Annotated in this window: 15 protein-coding genes; 5 read left to right on the plus strand and 10 right to left on the minus strand. The window is 65.6% G+C overall.

The window, feature by feature from the left end; translation table 11 throughout:
• Window positions 1-578: 578 nt before the first annotated feature.
• The 5 genes from PI86_RS02725 to PI86_RS02745 all read right to left on the minus strand — a co-directional run bounded on the left by PI86_RS02725 (window position 579) and on the right by PI86_RS02745 (window position 6,335).
• Window positions 579-2,936 carry a GNAT family N-acetyltransferase gene (locus PI86_RS02725; RefSeq protein WP_039318517.1) on the minus strand — a complete coding sequence of 786 codons (2,358 nt, stop codon included), beginning with the start codon at window positions 2,934-2,936 and terminating at the stop codon, window positions 579-581.
• A 571-nt stretch (window positions 2,937-3,507) separates the two neighbouring features.
• The gene (locus PI86_RS02730) at window positions 3,508-3,804 is read right to left on the minus strand and encodes an H-NS histone family protein (RefSeq protein WP_039318519.1); all 297 of its coding nucleotides are present in this window, start codon (window positions 3,802-3,804) and stop codon (window positions 3,508-3,510) included.
• 103 nt (window positions 3,805-3,907) lie between these two features.
• The gene (locus PI86_RS02735; protein WP_014900834.1) at window positions 3,908-4,192 is read right to left on the minus strand and encodes a hypothetical protein; all 285 of its coding nucleotides are present in this window, start codon (window positions 4,190-4,192) and stop codon (window positions 3,908-3,910) included.
• Between the two features lie 61 nt (window positions 4,193-4,253).
• Window positions 4,254-4,781 carry a hypothetical protein gene (locus tag PI86_RS02740; RefSeq protein WP_039318520.1) on the minus strand — a complete coding sequence of 176 codons (528 nt, stop codon included), beginning with the start codon at window positions 4,779-4,781 and terminating at the stop codon, window positions 4,254-4,256.
• Between the two features lie 66 nt (window positions 4,782-4,847).
• Window positions 4,848-6,335: a sigma-54 interaction domain-containing protein gene (locus PI86_RS02745; RefSeq protein ID WP_039318521.1), complete on the minus strand. Its 1,488-nt coding sequence runs from the start codon at window positions 6,333-6,335 to the stop codon at window positions 4,848-4,850.
• 326 nt (window positions 6,336-6,661) lie between these two features.
• On the opposite strand from PI86_RS02745, the gene PI86_RS02750 reads away from it, so the two are divergent.
• Both PI86_RS02750 and PI86_RS02760 read left to right on the plus strand, forming a co-directional pair.
• Window positions 6,662-8,065 carry a GntP family permease gene (locus PI86_RS02750; RefSeq protein ID WP_014900831.1) on the plus strand — a complete coding sequence of 468 codons (1,404 nt, stop codon included), beginning with the start codon at window positions 6,662-6,664 and terminating at the stop codon, window positions 8,063-8,065.
• 483 nt (window positions 8,066-8,548) lie between these two features.
• Window positions 8,549-8,800 carry a DUF4148 domain-containing protein gene (locus PI86_RS02760; protein ID WP_039318739.1) on the plus strand — a complete coding sequence of 84 codons (252 nt, stop codon included), beginning with the start codon at window positions 8,549-8,551 and terminating at the stop codon, window positions 8,798-8,800.
• A gap of 27 nt (window positions 8,801-8,827) precedes the next feature.
• On the opposite strand, the gene PI86_RS02765 is transcribed toward PI86_RS02760, so the two are convergent.
• The 3 genes from PI86_RS02765 to PI86_RS02775 all read right to left on the minus strand — a co-directional run bounded on the left by PI86_RS02765 (window position 8,828) and on the right by PI86_RS02775 (window position 17,172).
• Complete coding sequence (locus tag PI86_RS02765) at window positions 8,828-10,423, minus strand: thioredoxin family protein (protein WP_039318524.1); 1,596 nt, start codon at window positions 10,421-10,423, stop codon at window positions 8,828-8,830.
• 467 nt (window positions 10,424-10,890) lie between these two features.
• Window positions 10,891-11,937, minus strand: a complete 1,047-nt coding sequence (locus PI86_RS02770; RefSeq protein ID WP_039318525.1) for a helix-turn-helix domain-containing protein — start codon at window positions 11,935-11,937, stop codon at window positions 10,891-10,893.
• A 342-nt stretch (window positions 11,938-12,279) separates the two neighbouring features.
• Window positions 12,280-17,172, minus strand: coding sequence for a YadA-like family protein (locus tag PI86_RS02775; protein WP_039318526.1), 4,893 nt, complete (start codon window positions 17,170-17,172; stop codon window positions 12,280-12,282).
• Window positions 17,173-17,301: 129 nt separating this feature from the next.
• Here PI86_RS02775 and PI86_RS16805 point away from each other — a divergent pair, with 129 nt between their 5' ends.
• Entirely contained in the window at window positions 17,302-18,009 is a 708-nt protein-coding gene (locus PI86_RS16805; RefSeq protein WP_152608028.1) for a hypothetical protein, read from the plus strand.
• A 328-nt stretch (window positions 18,010-18,337) separates the two neighbouring features.
• Here the strand turns inward: PI86_RS16805 and PI86_RS02780 are convergent, their stop codons facing one another.
• A complete protein-coding gene (locus PI86_RS02780) occupies window positions 18,338-18,898 on the minus strand; it encodes a GNAT family N-acetyltransferase (RefSeq protein ID WP_039318528.1) in 561 nt (186 codons plus the stop codon).
• A gap of 321 nt (window positions 18,899-19,219) precedes the next feature.
• Here PI86_RS02780 and PI86_RS02785 point away from each other — a divergent pair, with 321 nt between their 5' ends.
• Entirely contained in the window at window positions 19,220-19,489 is a 270-nt protein-coding gene (locus PI86_RS02785; protein ID WP_014900823.1) for a hypothetical protein, read from the plus strand.
• Window positions 19,490-19,650: 161 nt separating this feature from the next.
• Window positions 19,651-20,643 (plus strand): DedA family protein/thiosulfate sulfurtransferase GlpE, encoded by a 993-nt coding sequence (locus tag PI86_RS02790; RefSeq protein ID WP_039318529.1) that lies wholly within the window; start codon window positions 19,651-19,653, stop codon window positions 20,641-20,643.
• Between the two features lie 68 nt (window positions 20,644-20,711).
• Here PI86_RS02790 and PI86_RS02795 read toward each other — a convergent pair whose 3' ends face one another.
• Window positions 20,712-22,184: an OprD family porin gene (locus tag PI86_RS02795; protein ID WP_039318531.1), complete on the minus strand. Its 1,473-nt coding sequence runs from the start codon at window positions 22,182-22,184 to the stop codon at window positions 20,712-20,714.
• Window positions 22,185-22,291 lie beyond the last annotated feature (107 nt).

Genomic DNA, 22,291 nt, shown 5'->3' on the forward strand with positions numbered 1-22,291 from the left:
CGAAAAGCCTCACCTCGGCCTCCCGCAAGCGCTCACCGGCACATCCCGTAACGGCTCACCCAAGGCTCCCGGAGACGCTCACCGCAGCCTCCCGAACGTCCTCACCCACACCTCCCGCAGACGCTCACCCGGCCTTCCCGGAAAGGCTCACCAGCGCTTCCCGCAAGGGCTCACCGGCCGTTCCCGGGAAAGCTCACCGAGTGCTCCCGCATCGGCTCACCTCCGTCATCCCGGAGAAGCTCACTCACGGCTCCCGAAAAGTCTCACCTTTGTGGAATTTCGGACGCTGCGGGTGCGGAATGCGGGTTCGGGGTGCGCGAATGCACAGTCGAAATGGTGCGTACACGCCGGCCGTCGACGCACGCAACGGCCCCGTCGCCGATGTCGCTGATCGATGACTTCGCGCTTCCGCACGGGTCCCGAGGGGGCTTCCGCTGTGCGTGTTCGATCAGCCTGGATACTTTGCAGCCCGAAGTAGAGCCGGCCCACGCGACCATGAATGAACGCCCCCGACACCGTGCGGCATGTATCGACGACGCACGACATCGCGGCACGTTCGAGCCTGCACCCAACCTCGATTACGACTGCAGCTTCATCCTGAACCCCACCACGCCGGGTTCTTCCGTCGTCGATACCGCGAAACCGCACGACTTCGCCAGCGAGATCATCGCCGTGTTCTCGCGCAGCGCCTCGCCGATCATCCACGCCGTGCCGCGCGATCGCGCATAGTCGATGATACGGGTCATCAGCAGCCGACCGAGCCCCTTGCCCTTCTGATCGGGCCGCACCGCGATCGCAAACTCGGCCGTCTCATTGTCGGGATCGGCGACCGCGCGCACCACCGCGAGCGTGTGCGACCGGCCCGATACGTCGGTGAACGACACGACGAAGGCCATCTCGCGGTCGTAGTCGATCTGCGTCATGCGCGCCACTTGCGAATGATCGAAGCTGCGCACCGCACCGAAGAACCGCATCCGCAAATCGTCCGGCGTCATCGCGCCAAGCAGTTCGTTGTGTGCCTCCTCGTCCTCCGGACGGATCGGGCGGATCGTCACGGTCTCGCCGCGCCATTCGAGCGTCTGCTCGAGATGGCGTGGATACGGCATGATCGCGAGCCGGCTGCGCCCGGTAGCCAGCGTGATGCGCGGCGCGATGACGTGCACACGATCGGCCAGCACGCGCAGCGTGATCGACATCGCGACGACTTCGCGAACGTCGCATACGACTTGCGACAGCGCAATGAGCGCACCAAGCGTGGGTTCGACGGGCGTGCGGCGTGCATACGGCGAACGCTCCATCACCGCGCGCGCGAGCACCGTATTCAGCGGCGGCAGCCCGTACACGACGAACGGCGCCGAGATGCCGTCCGCCGGCGGCACGGCATAGCGGAACACCGGGCCGAAGTTCGAATCGTCGTACATCTCGACCGTGACGTCGACGACTCTGGCACCCGCCGGCGCATCAGCCGGCTCGCCGTGCAGCCCGAAGTGGGACAGCCAGCGCAGCGCCGCTTCGCCGGCCAGTTCGGGTTCACCGGCCTCGACCCTTCGGCGCGCATCGGCCTGTGCGGACGCGACGCACTCGGCCGGTTGCGGCGGCGTGCCCTCGGGCGTCTGCATCAGCAGTTGCCGACCGAGGTTGTAGTCGACGAGCCGCGCGTATGCGCGCGCAAGCCGCTGCGGTGTCGTATGCACCGGGATGCCGTTGGCGTGCAGTGCGTCGCGCGTCGTTGCGTCGACCCCACCGAAGAAACACGCAAGGATGCCGCGGTACGCATGCTGCCGCGATTCGATCAGCGTGCGCGCGACGGCGTCGGCCGGCGCGCTGTGAGACGTCGAATGCACGACGAACAGCGTGCCCGTCTGCGGAAACGGCGCAAGCGCCTTGATGGCCGCGCCGAAATGCTCGGGGCGCGCATCGTCGCCCAGCGCCAGCGGATTGCCGGGCTCGACGAGATGCGGCAACGCGGCCGACACCGCCGAGGTTGCCGCCGCCGGCCAGTCGGCCAGCACGTCGCGCACCTCCGCGACTGCATCGACCGCGAGTTTCGCGACACCCGCGTCGCTGGTCACGAGCGTCGCCGCGCCACGCGCAGTGACGCGCCCGACGCCGAGCGTCTCGATCTCGTCGAGCAGATCGTCGAGCGCATCGACGCGCACCATTCCCGCACGCTGGAACGCCGCCGTGTAAAGCGCATCGCCGGGATCGGCGCGCCCGGTGCGCAGCGCGAGCACCGGCTTGTTGCGCGCCGCCGCACGCGCCGCCGACATGAACTTGCGCGCGGCGCATACGGTGTCGAGTTCGAGCAGGATCGCACGCGTGCCGGGATCGCTTGCCAGATAGTCGAGCACGTCGCCCGCATCGACGTCGGCCTCGCCGCCGAGTGCGACGACATGCGAAAAGCCGAGGCCGCGCGCATCGGCCCAGCCCAATACCGCGTTCGTCAGCGCGTTCGATTGCGACACCCACGCGACGCCGCCCGATCGCGCCGTATAGGCCGGCGCGCCGAAATGCGCATGCCGGGCGGGCGACAGCACGCCGAGACTGCCGGGCCCGACGATACGGAGCACGAACGGCTTCGCGGCCTTGAGCGTGCGATCGAGCGCGGCGCGATCCGCGTCGGTGCGCACCTCGCCGACGATCACCGCGACGCGCGTGCCGAGCTCGCCGAGCTTGCGCACGATGCCGGCCCACGTGGCCGGCGGCGTGCAGATCACCGCGACCGACGGCGGCGCGGGAAGCCGGTCGACATCGGCGATGACCCGGTGCCCGTTCAATTCGCGATACTTCGGATTGACGGGCCACACGGGCCCGTCGAACGCGCCGTCGAGCACGCGCGCCCACACCATCGCGCCGAAACTCCCCGCGCGCGACGATGCACCGACGACCGCAACGGACCTGGGCTGGAACAACGCATCGAGATGGCGGACGGTCACATCGGCTCCCTACGTTAACGAAAGACGACCCGACCGGCACACGCACCCGGCGGGCCGTGCGCCGATCGACGCGAACCCCAAGCATAGGCGAACGGGATGCGGCTGCCTATATGCCGAACGGCCGACTGTGCGACACGCGTCAACGCCTGCAACATGGGCCGGTCGTCGATGCCTGCGCACGACGCACACGATGAACGCATGCGATGCGACGATCCGGTCGCCTCCTCAAAGGTGAGGATTTACAGGAGCCATGGTGAGCATATTCGGGAATTGCGCATCGCGCTGCGTGAATGCGCGAAAGGTGATGACAGACCGCAGCACGCAGTCACCGCGAAGCGTGCAAATGGCAACGCGCGCATGTCGTGCAATTGCGCGGTTGTTTACCGGAATTCACGGAGATATACGGTCGAATCGCAGCGAATTCGCAAAACGGCACCCGTTAATCGCGCGGCATGGCACGTCGATTCACCGGCCTGCTTCGCGCTGCGGTGATACAAAAACAAAACGGTGCGACGGCCATTTGGCCGTTCGCACCGTCAGTCAGCACACGAAAGGTGAGGATTTTCGGGAGTCAGTCCTTGATCAGGAAACGCGCGCGGTTCTTGCCGAGCCATGCCGGCGCACGCCCGCGGCCACTCCACGTTTCGCCCGTCTTCGGGTTCAGGTACTTCGGTGGCAGCGGACGCTTCGGCTTCGCGGCAGCGGCAGTGCCCAACGGACGGAAACCGAGTTCTTCCGCCGTAATGTCGAATTCCTCGATTTTCGCCCGGATCGCGGCAATCGCATCGCTAATTGCCTTTTCGCGTTCCTTGTCGATCTTTTGCTGAAGTCTTTCGAGCTGCGCTGTCAGTTGCCTGTAGGTCGCCATATGGATGGGATTCCGTGAGTGTTATTCATGAAAAATAGCCGACTCCAAGCGAATAGAAAAGCGCTTCACCCGATTATGGTCTCCTCATCCGGTCATGTCGGGATCAATAACCGCTTTTCTTCTTGCATGCGAAGAGAAGGTTTCGCACGGCGTCATCGGTCGATTGCTGGAGGATGTCGAATTCCCCGTTGCACATGGCTCGGGCATTGTCCGTGCAATTGCTCCAGCCACTGCCGGTGCACTGCACCTGCGTAGTCGGGCGCCCGTCCGAAGTAAACAGCGGCGCCCCGCCGCCGCACCCGCCGAGCCCTGCGACCAGGGCCAACAATCCGGCCCGACGCCAATGCGTTCCAGGCCACCGACAGACCGACGCAAGCATGTGTTTCATTGTTCTTTCCGTCAACCATTTTTTGAATGTCGCGAGTATGCCATGCACGCTCATCACGCGTTCATTCCGGTGTCCGGTCGGGCCGTCCGCGCGTCTTGTACGGCACGGCCCGGTGCGGATCGTCGGTGATGCGAACGAAAACCTGCTCGACGTCGGGAAGCGCGCCGAGTTCGCGCTGCAGCGCCTGCCGATCGAAGGCCGGATCGGCACACCCTTCGACATAAATGAAGCGCCGCTGCACGGTGATCCACAGGCTCGTGCCCTGCAGGCGATCGGAGCCAGCGAAATGCGCTTTCGCAGCCGCGGCGATCGGTGCGTCATACATATAGGAATTCGGTTTCGTGCAGCGGTGGGCGAGCCAGCAGGTGGTCCCGCGCTCGGCGCGGTAATGCGCGTCGTCCGTCATCTCGGCGCGCGTCATCCACGGGCCGAGCGGCAGCGGACATTCGGCGAAGTCCTGCGACAACGCGACGAACGGATCGTTGTACCAGTTGCGCCGCGCAGCGGGTGCGTCAGCGTCGTCGCCCTGCGCGACCGCCGACGTCGCCACCAGCACGGCAAGCCATCCGGCGATGCCGATTCGTTTCATCGTTGTCTCCTGTTGGGCACTTCCCGGGTGCCGCTCGTCATGTCCGACCGCATCCGCCACCGCTTGCTATCGGTCGATCCCCAGCGCCACCAGTTTCTTGTAGAGCGTCGCCCGACCGATACCGATGCGCGCGGCCGCTTCCACGACCTTCCCGTCGCACGCCGCGAGTGCGTCGATCAGGAACTGGCGCTCCCACGCGGCCAATGCATCGGTATACGAAACGACCGGCGCACCGGATGCACCCGGCGCGTCGCCCGCGTCCAGGCCGACCTGCGACGGAGCAGCCCGCATGCCCGCCGGCATGCTGTCCGGCGCGACACGCACCGGCCCGAGGAACGGCGCGAGCGCACCCGCATCGATCACCGTGCGGTCCGACAACATCAGCGCACGCTCGAGCGTGTTGCGCAGCTCGCGCACATTGCCGGGCCACGGGTACGCACACAGCATCCGCAGCGCATCGTCGGTCAGTTCGCAGTGCGCGGCGCGGCCGTGCTGCGCGGCGAGTTCCTCGAGCGTCGCGTACACGAGCGCCGCGATGTCCGACGCTCGCTCGCGCAGCGGCGGCGCATGGATCGTCAGCACATTGAGCCGGTAGTAGAGATCCGCGCGAAAGCGCCCGTCCGCGACCAGCGCGGGCAGGTCGGCCGACGTCGCGGCGATGATCCGGACGTCCGCGCGCACGATCCGGTTCGAGCCGACCGGTTCGAACTCCTTGTCCTGCAGCACGCGCAGCAGCTTGCCCTGCAGCGGCAACGGCATGTCGCCGATCTCGTCGAGAAACAACGTGCCGCGGTCGGCCAGCTCGAACTTGCCGACGCGCCCCTTGCGATCGGCACCGGTATACGCACCCGGCGCCGCGCCGAAGAATTCGGTTTCGAGCAGCGTGTCGGGAATCGCGGCGACGTTGACGGTCACGAGCGGCTGGAGCGCGCGTGCGGACGCTGCGTGGATCGCATGCGCGAGCAGTTCCTTGCCGGTGCCCGTTTCGCCGAGCAGCAGCACCGGCGAATCGACCTGCGCGGCGCGGCGCGCCTGCCGCTTGGTTTCGAGGCTCGCGGCACTCGTGCCGACGAAGCTCGCGAACGTGTATTTCGCACGGCGCGCCTGCGCAAGCGACCGCTGCGTCGCGATCAGCTGCTGCTGCAGCTGCACGTAGCGGGAAAAGATCGGCGTGAGCGTCTTCAACTGGTCGAACAGCGCGAAGCCGATCGCGCCGACCGTCTCGCCCGCCTCGTTCTTCAGCGGCAGGCGCGTGACGACCAGCGGCTCGCGGCCGGTCTCCATGATGTCGAGCAGGATCGGCTGTCCGCTCGACACGACCTCGCGCATCAGGCTGTTCGGAATCACGGCCTCGCAGTCGAGGCCGACCGCCTGCTGCGGATCGGCGAACCCGAAGCGCGCCGCGTAACGCTCGTTCATCCACACGACGCGCGCATCGCGATCGACGACCACCGTGCCCGCACTCGAATCTTCGAAGGTCCGAAACAGCGACTCGGCGGCACGCCGCAGCACGTCGCCGTAATTGACGGGCAGGCGGGCCCAGTCGTTCATCATCGTGTCGTCGTCTCCGCGTATGCTTGGCCGGATGTCTCCGGAACGAGACGGATTATCTCATTTCGGAGACACGCCGGAATGGCTTGTCCGGGAAAGCCCTGCGTGCTTCATCGGGCATCCCGGGCGGCCGGATCGTCTCCGAATGGAGACGTTTTATGTAGAATCATCAGACATTGGCCGGCGCAGGCCCGCCAGCCTGCGTCGGACCCATGTCCGGCGGCGCAATCCGGCCGATGGCACGAAACCTGCACGAACCTGAGCCGGTCCGCGGCGCGTCCCGCGATCGAACAACAACCAAAGCCATTCAAAGCCATTAGGAGACTCCCTTGTCTTTCGTGATCGTCCTCGCCGCGCTGGCGTTCCTGATGTTCGCCGCGTATCGCGGCTACAGCGTGATCCTGTTCGCGCCGATCGCCGCGCTCGGCGCGGTCCTGCTGATCGAACCCGCCGCCGTCGCACCGGTCTTCTCCGGCATCTTCATGGAGAAGATGGTCGGCTTCGTCAAACTGTACTTCCCGGTGTTCATGCTCGGTGCCGTGTTCGGCAAGGTGATCGAACTGTCCGGGTTCTCCGAGTCGATCGTCCATGCGGCGATCCGCTACATCGGCCGCTCGCGTGCGAATGCGGTGATCGTCGCGGTGTGCGCGCTGCTCACCTATGGCGGCGTGTCGCTGTTCGTCGTGGTGTTCGCGGTATATCCGTTCGCGGCCGAACTCTATCGCCAGAGCAACATTCCGAAGCGGCTGATGCCCGGCGCGATCGCGCTCGGCGCGTTCTCGTTCACGATGGATTCGCTGCCCGGCACGCCGCAGATCCAGAACATCATCCCGACCACGTTCTTCAAGACGACCGCCTGGGCCGCTCCCGCGCTCGGCACGATCGGCTCGCTGTTCATCATCGTCGTCGGCCTCGCGTACCTGGAATGGCGCCGCCGTTCGGCGATGGCGAAGGGCGAAGGCTACGGCACGTCGCTCATCAACGAACCGGAGCGCGTCGAAGCGACGGCACTGCCGCATCCTGCGCTGGCGATCCTGCCGCTGATCCTCGTCGGTGCATCGAACTTCACGTTCACCAAGCTGATCCCGCAGTGGTACGGCGCCGCGTCGTACACGGTTGCGCCGGACGTGCTGCCCGGCGTGCACACGCCGGTCACGACGTCGATCAAGACCGTCGTCGCGATCTGGTCGGTCGAGGCCGCGCTGCTGCTCGGTATCGTGCTGGTCGTCCTGACCGCGTTCAAGCGCGTCAGCGACCGCTTCGCAGCCGGCTCGAAGGCCGCCGTCGGCGGCGCGCTGCTCGCCGCGATGAATACGGCGTCGGAATACGGTTTCGGCGGCGTGATCGCCGCGCTGCCGGGCTTCCTCGTCGTCAGCGACGCGCTGAAGAGCATTCCGAACCCGCTCGTGAACGCGGCCGTGTCGGTCAGCTCGCTCGCCGGCATCACCGGTTCGGCGTCGGGCGGCATGAGCATCGCGCTCGCAGCGATGTCGGACCTGTTCATCAAGGGCGCGCAGGCAGCCAACATTCCGATGGACGTGCTGCACCGGGTGGTCGCGATGGCCAGCGGCGGCATGGACACGCTGCCGCACAACGGCGCGGTCATCACGCTGCTCGCGGTCACGGGCCTCACGCACCGCGAGTCGTATCGCGACATCTTCGCGGTCACCGTGATCAAGACGCTCGCGGTGTTCTTCGTGATCGCCGTGTACTACACGACGGGCCTCGTGTAAGCCCCCACATCGGGCAGCGTTCCGCACGCTGCCCCACTCCGGCCGGCCGCATCGACGCCGGCCGGCGCTCCGCTCCTCAAGCCTCCTTCTGCGTGTCACGGCCGTTCGACTGGCCTGGCAGGCAACACGCAGCGCGGCGCTCATCACGTCGCACAGCGTCGGCCCGATCGGCCTGCATGCAAACCGGGGCGTATCGCTCGGAATTCACCTCCGACCGGCTCGCCCCGTCCGATCGCCCGAACTCGTTGGGCACCATGCTGCCGTGTGGCCCGAACGGCTCGACGTCCGCCATGCACCGCCATCCGGCATCGCGCGCTAGCGCCGACCCATTGCTACCGCCCACCCATTGTTACCGACAGCAGAACACTGCGTTGGGAGTGATCGCATTTTTCCCGCACACGGCCAGGCCTACACTGCCTTCAACCGCCGCCGCTTCGTCGCCCGAAGCCCGGCCGCCCAGTCGGAAACATGGAGGTCCCGATCATGAAGCGCCTGATCCATGCAGTTGCCATTGCCCTGGCCGTATCCGCGCCGCTCGCCGCCCAGGCACAGTCGAACCCACCGCTGACACGCGCGCAGGTGCACGCCGAAGTGAAGGCGCTCAAGCAGGCCGGCTTCCAGCCCAGCGACTGGTTCTATCCGGCCAGCATCGTTTCCGCCGAAGCAAAGATCGCCCGTCAGCAGCGCGCCGGGTATGACGGTAACAGCAGCGCGGCGCCGGAATCGGCCCAGTAATCGCGGGATCCGCGCCCTCGCGCGCCGTTACGCCTTCACAGGCTGAATCAGCTTCGTGCATGCCGCTGCCTGCGGATCGCCCGCCGGCAGCTTTGCGCACACCCCGTCGAACTGCTTCACGACCAACCTGACCGACGCATCGTGCGCGCCGCCGCCGCGCCAGCGGTTCAGTTGCGTGACGACCTTGGTCAACGCGCGCAGGTTCGCACCATAGAAGGCATCCTTGGTCTTGCCCGCCTGAGCCAGCACGCTTGCGGCAATCCCTTCGATGCGCGCCCCATCGTCCGGTGCCAGCGCGACTGCATTCGCGAAATAGGTTGCGCCCCAGCGCAGCTTCGTCGCCGGTCCGCTCGCCGAGTCGTACGCCTTGCTGTACCAGTCGAGCGCCGCGGCCTTGTCGCCGCGCGCCTTCGCATTCGCGGCCAGCCCTGACATGAAGTAGTACGGCGTCGACGAACGCGGCAACTCGGCCTTCAGCAGCACATCCGATTCGTCGTAGAGCCCCGCGTCGGTCAGCGTGTCCGCGGCTTCGCTGACGAGCGCCTGGCGTTCGTACGCATTCGCGGCGCCCTGCACCGATGCCGCGATCTGCTTGCGGGCAGTGTCGACCAGAGCCGGCGCAGCGAGCGGCGCGCCGTCGTGCGCGTCGCCGCGCGCGAGCAGCACGCGGCCGTGCAACGCCATCAGCCGGTCGATCGACGACAGCGTGGTGTCGGTCGACAGGCGTGCGAGCGCCGTGTCGTACGCAGCGCGCAACGTCGCGCGCTGCGTGGCGTCGCCGCCGAGGTATGCGACCACCCGCGCGGGCGCCGCCACCAGCACGTCCGAATCGGCCCGCGACAGCGCCGGCTCGCGCAGCACCCCGCGCAGTGCATCGGCGAGCACGGCCTTGTCGAGCGCACCGGCCTGCGCGGGATCGTCCGATGCCGCGACCACCGCCGACTTCAGCGCGAACCGCGCGGCGTCCGCCTTCGCGCCGGCTGGGCGCGCACGTTGCGACAGCGTCTGCAGCGTCACCGCGACACGGTCGGCCGGCACCGGCAGCGCGCCGTCGGTGTCCCACGAATAGTCGGCAAGCAAATGCCATTCGTCCGGCGTCAGCGACGCGCCGTTGTTCAGCGCGTTCGCGAGCGTCTGCCGCACCGGATGCGTGGCCGTCATCCCGAGCGACAGCGCTTGCATGTAGCGGTCGAGATCGGCTTCGCCCGGCAGCCGCGTCACTTCGGTGCCGTCCGGGCGGAACAGGATCATCGTCGGGTAGCCGTGCACCTTGAAGCGCTCGCCGAGCTTCTGCGCGCTTTCGGTATCGCCGTCGAGATACACGGGCACGAAGAACGTCGAGCGGCTCTTGAATGCCTGCTGGCTGAAGATCGTCGACTTCACCTGGTTGCACGACGGGCACCACACCGCGCCCCAGTACAGCAGCAGCGGCTTGCCGGTGCGCTTCGCCAGCGCGAAGGCCGCATCGACGTCGCCCTGCTGCCACGCGATGCCGGGCGGCAGATGCACGCCGCCGCTCGACGCGCTGGATACCGCAGCACCCTGCGGCGCGGTGGTGGCAAACGCCGCACCCGCGGCGGCGATCAGGCAGGCGGCGGTCAGGTTCCGGAGGACGGTTTTCATCGAAGCGGGTTCCGTAGAGAAGAAGGCGGGGGTATCGCACGCCACTGTCGCGCGAATTTCGGCGATGCAACCGTTGGCGCGCCGACGTACGGGTGCGCCGCACGCCAAATCATCGAACCATACCGCGCACGCGTCGATCATCTAACGAATAAGTTTTCGAATGGTTATTACGCGTCGAATTCCGTAATGCGCATTACGCGCGAATCGAGATACTGCGATCATTCGACGAAATGGGACACTTCAACGTAATTAAAGAGACGATTCACCGCCCGCGCCGTTCATCTTGATTCGCGTTAGTAAGATAATTAACGAATCGGGCACCCCCGTGTCCGATCTTTGTGCCTTCACAAGCCACATTCGTGTGGCTTTTTTTCAACCGAGCGCAACGCCTTCATGCACTGAACGGCAAACGGGCCATCGGTCCGACCGCGCGCCCCTGCACCAGCCTGCGCTCGCCGGATACGACATCATCGGTCGCTCGTCCCCGGTTCCGGCTGCGGCACCACCGCGTAACGCGCGAAATAACCGTGCAACCGAGACAAATCATGCGCGGGCGCCGCGAGCTTCGCGTGCCCCATCCTGATCTCGCTCGCCGTCATGCCGAAGCGCTGACGGATCGCGTGCACGAACCGGTCGCTGCTCGAAAAACCGTGGCGCAGCGCGATTTCCTTGATCGACTGCCCGCTCGACCGCGGATCGACAAGCGCCCGATACGCGAGATCGAGACGGCGGGCGCGAATGAACCGCGCGACACCGCCGTCCATCTCGAACACGCGATACAGGTGCGCACGCGAAATGCGGAAGTACGCCATCAGCGATTCGGGGCCGAGATCGCGATCCGTTACGTGACCCGCGATGTACCGCACGATCCGTCTGCGCAGGACGGTGCCGTGCGTCGCGAGGCCCACGTCGTCCCCGTGTGACGCGTCCAGTAACCCGGCCGCGAGCAGCGCCACCAGTGCGTCCTGCACCGCGGTCGCCTGCGGCGTCGACACATGCGCCGCGACCCGGTGCACCCCTCTCAGATAGTCGGCGAGCAGGCGTGTGGTTCCCTTGTCCGCGCCAAGCACCGCGCCGTGCAGATTCCGTCCGTCGGCCACCCGCTCGAGCCCGTCGCGCGGCATGACGACCGCGAGGGATGCGCCCGGGTCCACCTGGCTGCTCAGCGGCCGGGCAAGGTCGATCACATAGATGTCTCCCGCCTGCGCACGCGCGTCGACGCCGTCGAAATGGCCGACGTGCGCGCCCTCCTGCACGAGCTGCACGACGTACTGGTCGAGGCCGCTTTGTTCGATCGTGCGGCGATCGCGCCGGTACGCTTGCGCATTGAATGATGCACGCCACAGCAGCATCTCGCCGACCATGCGCGACACGAGCGTACCTGCCAGACGCGCGTCGCCGTGATCCGCTATCAGGGACGTTTCCGCGATGGGCCGCGTGACGTCGCGCCAGTACTCGTCCCGCAGCGCGGGCTCGATGTGGTCGGTCGAAAGATAGACTTCCCCGGAAGCCATGTTGTCCTCGCATTTTTTATTGCGAATGTCGTTGTCGTGGATCGGAACGGGCGACGCGCCGCGGTCATCCGAGCGGCACCACGCCTAGGGCGATTGCAGCGCCGCCCCGTAACGGGATGCGCCGTGCCCGCTATCGGATCCGCTTGCCTGCGCCGGTTCACCGAGCGCTAAACGGCCGCGGAGATCGGGCGGCGCGAAGCACCACCTTAGGCGGGATGCGGCAGCCGGTCCGGCATGAGTCGCTTCGTCGCCTGCCGGCTGCGAACCGCCCCGAACGGGCAGGTTCGCAGCCGCTCGCCGCGCACTTGACGGACGTGCGCGGCCACGCGATGTCGGCTTGCGTCAGAACTGGTAGCCTGCGCCGACGACCGCGCCGAAGTCCGAACGGGTGTTGCCCGTGACGGACGCTTTCACGACCCACTTCTCGTTCTGCGTCACATACGAATAACCCGCCGCGAAACCTTGCTGGCCGCGGTAGTTCGCCGTGGCGGCCGTCACCATCGAACGCCCCGGTGCGGTCGGCTGCGGAAGACCGGCAACGGCCATCGCCGACGCAACGCCGCCGAACATGTCCTTCTTGACGGTGTTCAGGTCGTTGTACACCTGGCCGACACGTTGATCCGTGTAGCCGCGCGATGCCGCCGACGCTGCCGCGACGTTGTCATTGAGCTGCTGCACGTTCACCGCATCGGTCGGCGCCGTACCGGCCGCGACATGGGTGACCTGACGTTCGTTGCCGGTCGCGCCGACGGAGAACGTGTTGTCGCGATCCGCAACCGAGCCCTGCCCGACGGCCACCGAGTTGTTGCCGGTAGCCGTCGCGGTCGATCCGAACGAACCCGCATCCGCGCGGGCGATCCAGTTCGTGTTCGCATCGGTGGCGACGCCCTTGACCTGCTGGTCGGCCCTGACGCCCTGGAGCGCGCTGTCGAGCTGACCGAGGTTCACCGCGTCATTGCTGTTGACGCCCGCGGCCACGCCCGTCAGCACGCGATCCGCGTTGGCGCCGTTGGCGAAATTCACCGACGTGCCGCCGGTACCCGCGCCGACCGTGATCTGCCCGTTCGGATCCTGCTGCTGCACGAGGCCGGCTTTGCCGTTCGCGACATTGGTCACGTTCTGCTGCAGGTTCGAGATGTCGGTCGTGTTCTGCGCGACTTGCTGGTTCGTCGCGTGGAGCTGCGAGCCGTTCACCGCGTCCGTGCTGGTTGCGCTGAGCGTGCCGGCCTGCACGTTGGTGATCTTCGTGCCGCCCGCACCGCCGCCGAGCGTGATGACGTGCTTCGAGCTGTCGTCGTACGTGACGGCCAGCGCACCGAGCACGTCGATGTTGGACTGCACGCCCTTCAATTGCTTCACGTTCACCGCATCGGTATCGGCCACGCCGGCCGCGACGTTCTTCAACACGACGGGCGACGTGACGTCGCCGCCGACGAGCGACACGGAATTCAAACGGTTGCCGCTCGCGTCCACATCGTATTTCACGACGTTCTTCACGGCCTCGCCGGCCTGGTTCGACACGTTCGTGATCTGCTGTTCGAGATCCGATTTCACGCCGAACAACTGACCGCCGTTCACCGCGTCCGTGCTGCCCGCCGCGACATGGCCGTCCGCCACGCTGGAGATCTTCGTGGCCGCGCCGCCTCGCGCCGCGTTGTAGGCGCCGACGACCGGATCGAATTGCAGCGCGTCTTGCTGCAAGCCTGCGATGGCAGTCGTGTTATTGACGATATTCGTTTCCGCGTTGCCGATACGCGTTTCGTGGTTCTGGATCGTCGTCGCGTTGATCGCGACGCGGTGGTCGATGTTGCCGAGCGCGTCACCGACGTTGTTGAACGTGTCGCCGCCGACGTCGTACTTCGGCGCATTGATCGAGCCGTTCGAGTTCGCCGAGGCACCGCCGCCGAGTGCAGCCGCGACGCTGTCGGTCGCGTAGCGCAGTTGCGAGCCGTTCACCGCATCGTTGCTGCCGGCGTAGACGCCACCTTCCGCGACGTTCGTCACGCGCACCGGCACGCCGCCGTTGCCGGCGCCGAGCGAAACCTGCCGCTTGCTCGCATCGTCGTACTTCACCGCGAGCGAATCGAGCGCGCCGACGCCTTCCTTCACCGCACTATTCAACTGATCGACGTTGACCGCGTCGGTGCCCTTCACGCCTTGCGCGAGGTTGGCGATCTGCTGCGGCGCACTGCTGCCGTGGCTTGCGTCGTACGCGCCGAGCGTCGCATTCCATTGCAGCGCGTCCTGCTTTAGCGCCGAAATGCTGGTGGTGTTCGTCGTCACGCGTTGATCGATCGACGTGATCGTGCCGTCTTGCGTGGTGATCTGCTGCTGCAGATTGCCGGTGACCTTCGACAGTTGACCGACGTTGACGGCGTCGCTGTTTGCCACCCCGTCCGCGACGTTCGACAACTTGACCGGGACATGGCCCGCACCGCCGAGCGTGACGGTGTTCTTGTCGCTTCCGTCGTACTTGACGTTCAGCTTGTCCGCCTGCTGCAGGTTCGTGACGTTCGTATTCGTGGTCGCCAGGTTGCTCGTCAGCGTCGACACGTTCGTCGTCAGGTTATCGACACGTGTCGTCTGCGTCGCGACATTCTGGTTGGTCGCGTACAGCTGCGAGCCGTTGACCGCATCGGTGCTGTTCGCGTCGAGCGCACCCGGCGCGACGTTCGCGATCTTCACCGCGCCGGCAGCCCCGCCCGCGAGCGTCACCGAATTCAGGCGATTGCCGTTCGTATCCGTGTCGTATACGACCGCATTCTTCGTCGCCCCGCCGATCTGCGTGCCGATCTGGTCCTGCACGCGCTGCAGTTGCGCGCCGTTGATTGCGTCCGTGCTCGTCGCCGACACATCGCCGGCCGCAACGTTCGTGATCTTCTGCGCGGAACCGCTACCGTGCGAGGCATCGTATGCGCCGGCCGCTGCCGACCATTGCAGCGCATCCTGTTGCAGCGCGCCGATGCTGGTCGTGTTCTGCGTGACCTGGCCACCGATCTGCGTGATCGAGTCGCCCTGCTTCGCCACCGTCTGGTTGGTCGCATACAGTTGCGAGCCGTTCACCGCATCGGTGCTCGTCGTCGACAGCTCGGCCGCCTTGACGTTCGTCACCTTCGTGCCGTTCGGGCCCGCGAGCGTCACGGAATCAAAGCCTTCCGCACCGTCGTATTTCACGTTTCGCTTGTCGGCCGCCTGCAGGCTCGACACGTCCGTCTGCGTGCCGGCAAGGCTCGAGCTCAGGTTCGTGACGTTCTGGTTGGTCGTGCCGAGCGACGTGCTCAGGCTGGTCACATTGTCTTGCAGGTTGGTGATGTTCGTCACGGCCGACGACAGCGACGACCGGATCGGCGAAATCGCACCGTTCAATTGACCGATGTTGACGGCATCGTTGTTCGCGACCCCATCCGCGACGTTGTGCAGGCTCACCGGGCCGCTCGCACCTTGCCCGCCGAGCGTGACGCTCGTGTGAGCGTCGTCGTCGTACTGCACCGCGTTCTTCGTGGCCGCGCCGATCTGGCTGTTGATCGTGGTGCTGAGATTGCTGATCTGCGAATTGACGTTGTTTGTCACGCTCGTGCTGAGCGACGACAGGCCGCCGTCGAGCTGGCCGACGTTCACCGCATCGTGCACATCCTTGCCATCCGCGACATTCTTGATCGTCGTGCCGTTGGTGCCCTGCAGCGTCACCGTATCGAAGCCCGACTGGCCGTCGTACTTCACGTTGCGCGTATCCGCCTGTTGCAGTTGCGTGATGTTCGACGTGGCCGTGCTCAGCGACGTGCCGATGTTCGTGACGCTCGTGTTCAGGTTGTCGACCGTCTGATTCGTCGTGCTGAGCGACGTCTGAAGGTTCGTGATGTTCTGGTTGATCGGTGCAACCGCGGTGCTGATGCCGCTGTTCAGTTGCTTGACGTTCACCGCGTCCGTGTCGGCGGTGCCCGTCGCCACGTTATGCAGACCGACCGGTGAAGTGGCGCTCGCGCCCCCGAGCGTCACGCTGTCGTGCGCGCCGCTGTCATACTGGACCGCGTCCTTCGTCGCAGCGACGATCGACGTGCTCAGCGACGAGCCGAGGTTGGTGATCTGCGTATTGACATTGCCTTGCACCGTCGACAGGCCGCTGTTCAGCTGGCCGACGTTTGCCGCATCCGTGTCGGCGACACCCGCCTTCACGTTGCCGATCGTCGTGCCGCCATTGCCGTCGAGCGAGATTGCGGTGTGCGTGCTGTCGGTGTATTTCACGTTCAGCAGGTCGGCCGCTTGCAGATTGGTGATATTGGTCGTTGCCGTCGACAGCGACGTGTTGATGGTCGTGATCTGGCCGCCGACCGTCGTGCTCAGGTTCGTCACGCGCGAATCGACGCTACCGATGCTCGTCGTCAGGCCGTCGTTGACCGACTTCAGCTGCGCAATGTTGACGGCATCCGTGCCATCCACGCCGGCCGCGACGTTCTTCAGCTGACGCTCGTTGCCGATCGAACCGAACGAAACCGCGCCGCCGACCGGTGCGGCCGTGCCGCCGAACACCGGCTGGTTCGTGTTGTTCGCCGCACCGACACTGCCCGAGCCGATCGCGATCTGGTTGTCGCCTTTGGTCTGAGCACCTGCGCCGATCGCGACGGATTGCGTGCCGGCCGCACGCGTCTGCGTGGCGGCGTCATAGGCTGCACCGTTCGACACGCCGTCGCTCGCCGTCGGATTCGCTCCGCCGATCGCGACCGAGCGATCGCCTTGCGCAAGCGCCGAATGGCCGAGTGCGATCGAGCTCTTCCCGTGCGCATCCGCGACGTTGCCGAGCGCCATCGAGTAATCGCCGACTGCGGCCGATTGACGACCGATCGCGAGTGCCGTGTTGCCTTGCGCCACGGCGACCGTGCCGATCGCCGTCGCCGAATTGGCAAGCGCCTGTGCACCGACGCCAATTGCGGTGGCACCGCCACCACCGCTGCTGGTGTCCTTGCTGTTCGCGTTGGCCCGATCGCCGATCGCGATGCCGGCGGCGCCTGCCTTCGCGTTGTTGCCCGCGGTATAGCTCGCAGTGCTCACAGCGACATACTGGCCACTCTTGGTCGCAACGCAAAGCGGGTTCGTTCCGTCGATACACTGCCCGTTGAGCGCGTTGTCCGGATTGCCGCGGTCGACGAAATTGCTCTGCGCATGAACAAGCCCTGCACTCATGATGCCTACTCCGGCGAACATCGCCGCCACGAGCATCGAAATCTGCTTCTTCTCCATATCGTATTTCCCCTTTTTTCAAGTAGCGCTGCGTTACAAATCAGTAGTGCGAATTTTCGTGTGCTCTCGAGCATTCCGGCCGCGCTGGCCAACCAACCGATACGAGAACATGCGTAACGATTTCCGCGCGTGACGACGCATCCGCGTCGATGCGGACGATCTTCAACTGCTGGTTATCGATGCCGCTCGAGCGGCCTTACAGATTCAATTTCAAAGGTGTCGCCGGGCGCGTGGCGGATGCGCGGCAACGTCGACGGCGTACGGGACTATTTGCCCGGGCCATTGGAGGGGGTGACGTCGTTCAGACGAACGACGGATTCGAGTGCCGGCATCGCGACAACAACGTCGACGACTTGCGGCATCGCGGCGGCTTGCGGTCGAGCGCCGAATACGGACAGGATGTTCCACGGCATTTTGATACTTCCCCGTAGCGAATGGACTTCTGCTCTCTCATGCACGGCCTGCGGGATCGATAGCGTTCTCGAACGCGCCCGCCAGTTCTGGACCGGCTCTCTTTATTCAGTGTTCGATCCAGCCGGGTGTCCGGCCCGGGATCGACACTATCGTTCTATGCGACTGGCGGGTCTCCATCACTTCCGCAATCCGCTCTCTTTTTTCGGATCGACTGGAATTAAATCCATCTCCCTTACCAAAATCGCGAACGGATTATATCCATCAATTTTCAGAAACGGTCTCTCAAAATTACAAACAGCCGCCATTTATTTGTCAAACATCGTCAAAATCACCGCCAATTTCGCCGATATTAAGAAAAACCTTTTATTAAACAGAGCCCCACCAAAAGGTGCAATCCCAATACCCCTCCATTGTCTCATTTGATATTTCAAAACGTCTCATTTCTCGATTTCAATAATTCGATCAAGTCGAATACCAGCATATTCAAAATCAGCGCATTCGCGCGAATGCCGTTTGATGCGCGACTCGCCCGCGATCATCGAGCCGGAGCGGCAACGCAAGATAAGGAAACCAAGGAAGGAGGCAAGCAACGCTCACCCGCCGGTTCCGACCGGAACCGGCGCGCAGAAATGGAACCAGGCAGAAAATGGAGTCGATCCGGATTCGACCGGGCACAGGCATGCCGGCCGATTCTGGCCGTCTCGCACACACCGTGCGTTCCCGCGGGCTGCGCCCCGGGCGAACACGGCGTCTAGTCGCGAGCGTCAGCGGAGAGGGGCGCGTCGGGATTCCGAATGCCGTCGGCAGACGGCCGGGCCACACGCCTGAGCCGCGCCATGTGGCAGGTGGATACGTACTCGCCGTCGCGCAGCGCGAAGTCCGGCGACTCGCCTTCGATCCGGAACCCGTGCTTCTCGTACAGCGCGATCGCCGCGCGGTTGTCCGCGTACACCGTCAATTCGATCCGCGTAATGCTCAGCCAGTTTTCCGCAAGATCGATCGCGGCGGCCAGCAGCCGGTTACCGATGCCGCGCCCGTGGTGCGACGCCTTGACCATCATCCCGAACCCGGCCACATGGCGCCGCCTTGGGTTCTGTTCCGGGGTGAGCCCGAGATGGCCGACCACCTCACCGTCGAGCTCGGCGACGAGGCTGAAACCCCGTTCGCGTATGCCGTCGATGCGGTGCGCCCATTTTTCGAGCGACGGGAACGGCGCCTGCAGCGTGTTTGCATAGACGGCCGGGGCCGCGGCGATCTGCCGGATCGCGTCGATATCTTTCGTTTCGCTGTGTCGGATCGTGATGTTGGCCATGAGGGTCCCGGTTCGAGGCCGCACGCGACAGCCCTGGATCAGGCTTCGCCGTCGTGCCGATAATCCTTCGAGAATATCCGATTGCACGTTTTCGTCATACGGTTGCGAAGCGGGGTGCCGCCCGATCCGCGATCCGGAGCCCGGACCTGTCCCGCAAGGCCCGCGAAACGGACCAAACATCCGAAGGATGGCTGGTGCAGCCCTCATTTCGCACCCACGAAAATGCTCCGTATTACCGCCCGTTCGCGTTAAACTTCGTCAAGCTGCATTCAACAACGACATCTTCGCCAATACGGCATCCACGACACGAGGATAGGTTCGATGCGCACTACCGGCTCATCCGGGGCAATGACCCTGCTCACCGAACACGACCCGGCCGACGGCCGTGAACTGCGCTCGCTCCGGCTCGAATCGACCGCCGACGGCAAGAGCGTGCTGCTGATCGAGATCGACGAGCGCAAGCCCGGCATTCACCGCGAGGTCCGCTACGAGATCACGCCGGCCGAACTGATCGCGGCGATCCGCTCGCACGGCGCCGAGCTGCCCGGCGAAAACCACGGCGCCGCATCGCTCGCCCGCACCCCCTCCTGATTTCCAACGGTGAGCCGTGTGCAGCGCATCGGCTCACCGACCCGCCGCATTTCCCTGCCGCCGGCAGGCGCTTTCCGTCATTCCCCGCCGCCAGCTTGAAAATGGCCGATAATCGGCCCATCTACGTATCCCCCCACGCGCTTCCTTTTCGGCCAGCCGTCATGCTCCGTGACCTCGTCGCCCAATACGGGCCGCTTCTCGTTTTCGCCAATGTGCTCGCGGCAGCCATCGGCCTGCCCGTGCCGGCGATGCCAACGCTCGTGCTGTTCGGCGCGATGGCCGCGATGCATCCGGCGATGATCGGCTCGCAGCTCGTGACGGTGCTGGCGCTGTCGGTGCTCGGCGCACTGATCGGCGACACCGTGTGGTACATGGCCGGGCGGCGTTACGGCGGCACGACGCTGAAGACGATCTGCCGGCTGTCGCTGTCGCGCGATACCTGCGTGAAGAAGACCGAACGCTTCTTCGGCCGCTACGGCGTGCGCGTGCTCGCCGTCGCGCGCTTCATTCCGGGCTTGTCGCTCGTGTCGGTGCCGATGGCCGGCGCGCTCGGCACGCGCTATCGCACGTTTGCGGGCTACGACGCCCTGGGCGCCGCGCTGTGGACGATCGTCGGGCTCGTCGCGGGGGTCGTGTTCTACCGGCAGATCGACTGGCTGTTCGCCGGCGCGAGCCGGCTCGGCCGCGCGGTGCTGCTGGTGATCGTCGCGCTGCTGGCAGTCTATGCGGCCGTGCGCTGGATGCGCCGCCGCGCGCTGATCCGTCAGCTGGCAAGCGCGCGGATCGGCGTCGACGAGCTCGACCTCCTGCTGCGCGACCCGGTCGCGCCGGTGGTGCTCGACGTGCGCTCGCCCGAGCACCGCAAGCTCGACCCGTTCACGATTCCCGGCGCGCAGTTCGCGGACGAGCGGCGCATCCAGGACATCGTCGCGCGCTATCCGCTCACGCAGAAGTTCGTCGTGTACTGCTCGTGCCCGAATGAAGTGACGGCCGCGCTGATGGCCAAGCGCCTGCTCGACGCAGGCTTCACCGATGCGCTGCCGTTGCGCGGCGGCCTGGACGCCTGGCGCGACACGGGCCGCCAGCTCACGTCGCTGGTGGAAGACATGCCCGCCGCGAACGATCCGGTGGCGGGGTTGCACAAGCCGGCCTGATCACACTGACTGCAGGCCGGCCGCGCGATGCGGAAAATACTGCGGGGGACAACTGCGCCCCCCTTCGATCAGAACGCGTGCAGCGGCACGTTCACGACCAGGCGGTACTCCTTGTTGGTCGCGTCCGCGGTGTGCGCGGAACCGGTATGCCACATCGCGATGAACGTGACCTTCGTGTCCTTCAGCTTGCCGCTCTGGAACGTGTACGACGGGATGAAGCCGAATTCGTGGTGACGGCCCTGCACCGGCGCGCCGTTGCTCCAGTAGATGCTCGACTTGCTCGGATCCGCCGCCGCGCCCGCGCTGCCGTCCGAACCCCAGCCCGTCACGCCCCACAGCATCGCCTTGAAGCCCGGCAGGCCCGCTTCCTTGCCGTAGAACGTGTAACGCAGCTGCAGCGACTTTTCGTGCGGCGCGTTGTAGTCGACGTCCATCGAGTTGGTCAGGAAGATGCCGTTCGTTTCGTTCAGGTAGTCGAAGAACTGGTCGCCGAGAATCTGCTGATAACCGAGCAGCAGTTCGTGCGGCCCGTGCTGTGCAGCCAGCGACAGGCTGTACGCGTTGTTGTTGATCTTGCCCTGCAGCGCGTCGCCCGTGTCATGCGTCGAGTAGACGTTGCCGAAGCCCGTCCACTTGACCGTCTGCGTGCTGCCGATGCTCTGCTTCACCGACGCGTAATACTGGTGCCACACGTCGTCGGCCTGGTTCGCGTACAGCGCGACTTCACCGTTCGGCGAGTAGTCCCACGTGCCGCCCACGTAGGACAGGCGATTGATGCGCGTGCCGCCGTACTGCGTCGTGAGGTTCGTGAGCGTCGTATGGCCGCGTGCGTCGGTCTTGGTGAAGCTGCCGCCCTCGAGCATCACGTTCTTGAATTCATTGCTGACGATCGTCGCACCGAGGAAGGTCGGCGGCAGCGCACGGTTGTCGTGCTGCTCCATGAACGGGTTGTCGACGGCCTGCAGACCGTACTTGACCACCGTGTTCGAGATCCGCGCCTTCACGTCGTAGACGCCCGGATACGCCCATGCGAGCTGGTTCGAACCACCGCCGCCCTTCGCGATGTGCACCATGCTGCCCGCGCCCGCGCCGCCGTCGAGCTTCAGCGCCGCATACAGCGACGCGTCCACGCCGAAGCCGATCAGGCCGGTCGTGAAGCCCGACTCGAAGTTCGCCATCGCGCCCTGGACCCACGCGTGACGGTGCGGCCCGCCCTTGTTGTCGAGCGTGTCCGCGTAGTTGCGGAACAGGAAGTTCAGATGGCTGTCGGCAATGAAGCCGTTCGACTTCGACTGCGCCGAAGGCTCGTCCGGCGGCGTGACGGCCTGGGTTGCCTCGGCGTTGATGATCGCGTTCTCGGTCGATGCCTGTGCAACCGTCGTGCTCGTGCCGGCGGACGGCGCGGCCTGTGCGACCATCAGCGGTGCGGGGGCTGCGTCGTCGGCGCGCGCGACGCCGCTCAGCGATACGCCGGCGAGCGCCGGCAGGCCCCATGCAAGCAGCATCTTCGATGCCGTCCCGATCGTCTTCTGCTTCTTCATCGTAATTCTCGTCTTGTGTTGATGTCGTCCACGCCGGTTGCGATCCGCTTCCGGCCCCCCGGCGTGCCCGGCTAAGGACGCGCCTGTACCCGCGGCGCGAAGGTCAT

The organism is Burkholderia sp. A9, from assembly GCF_000801975.1.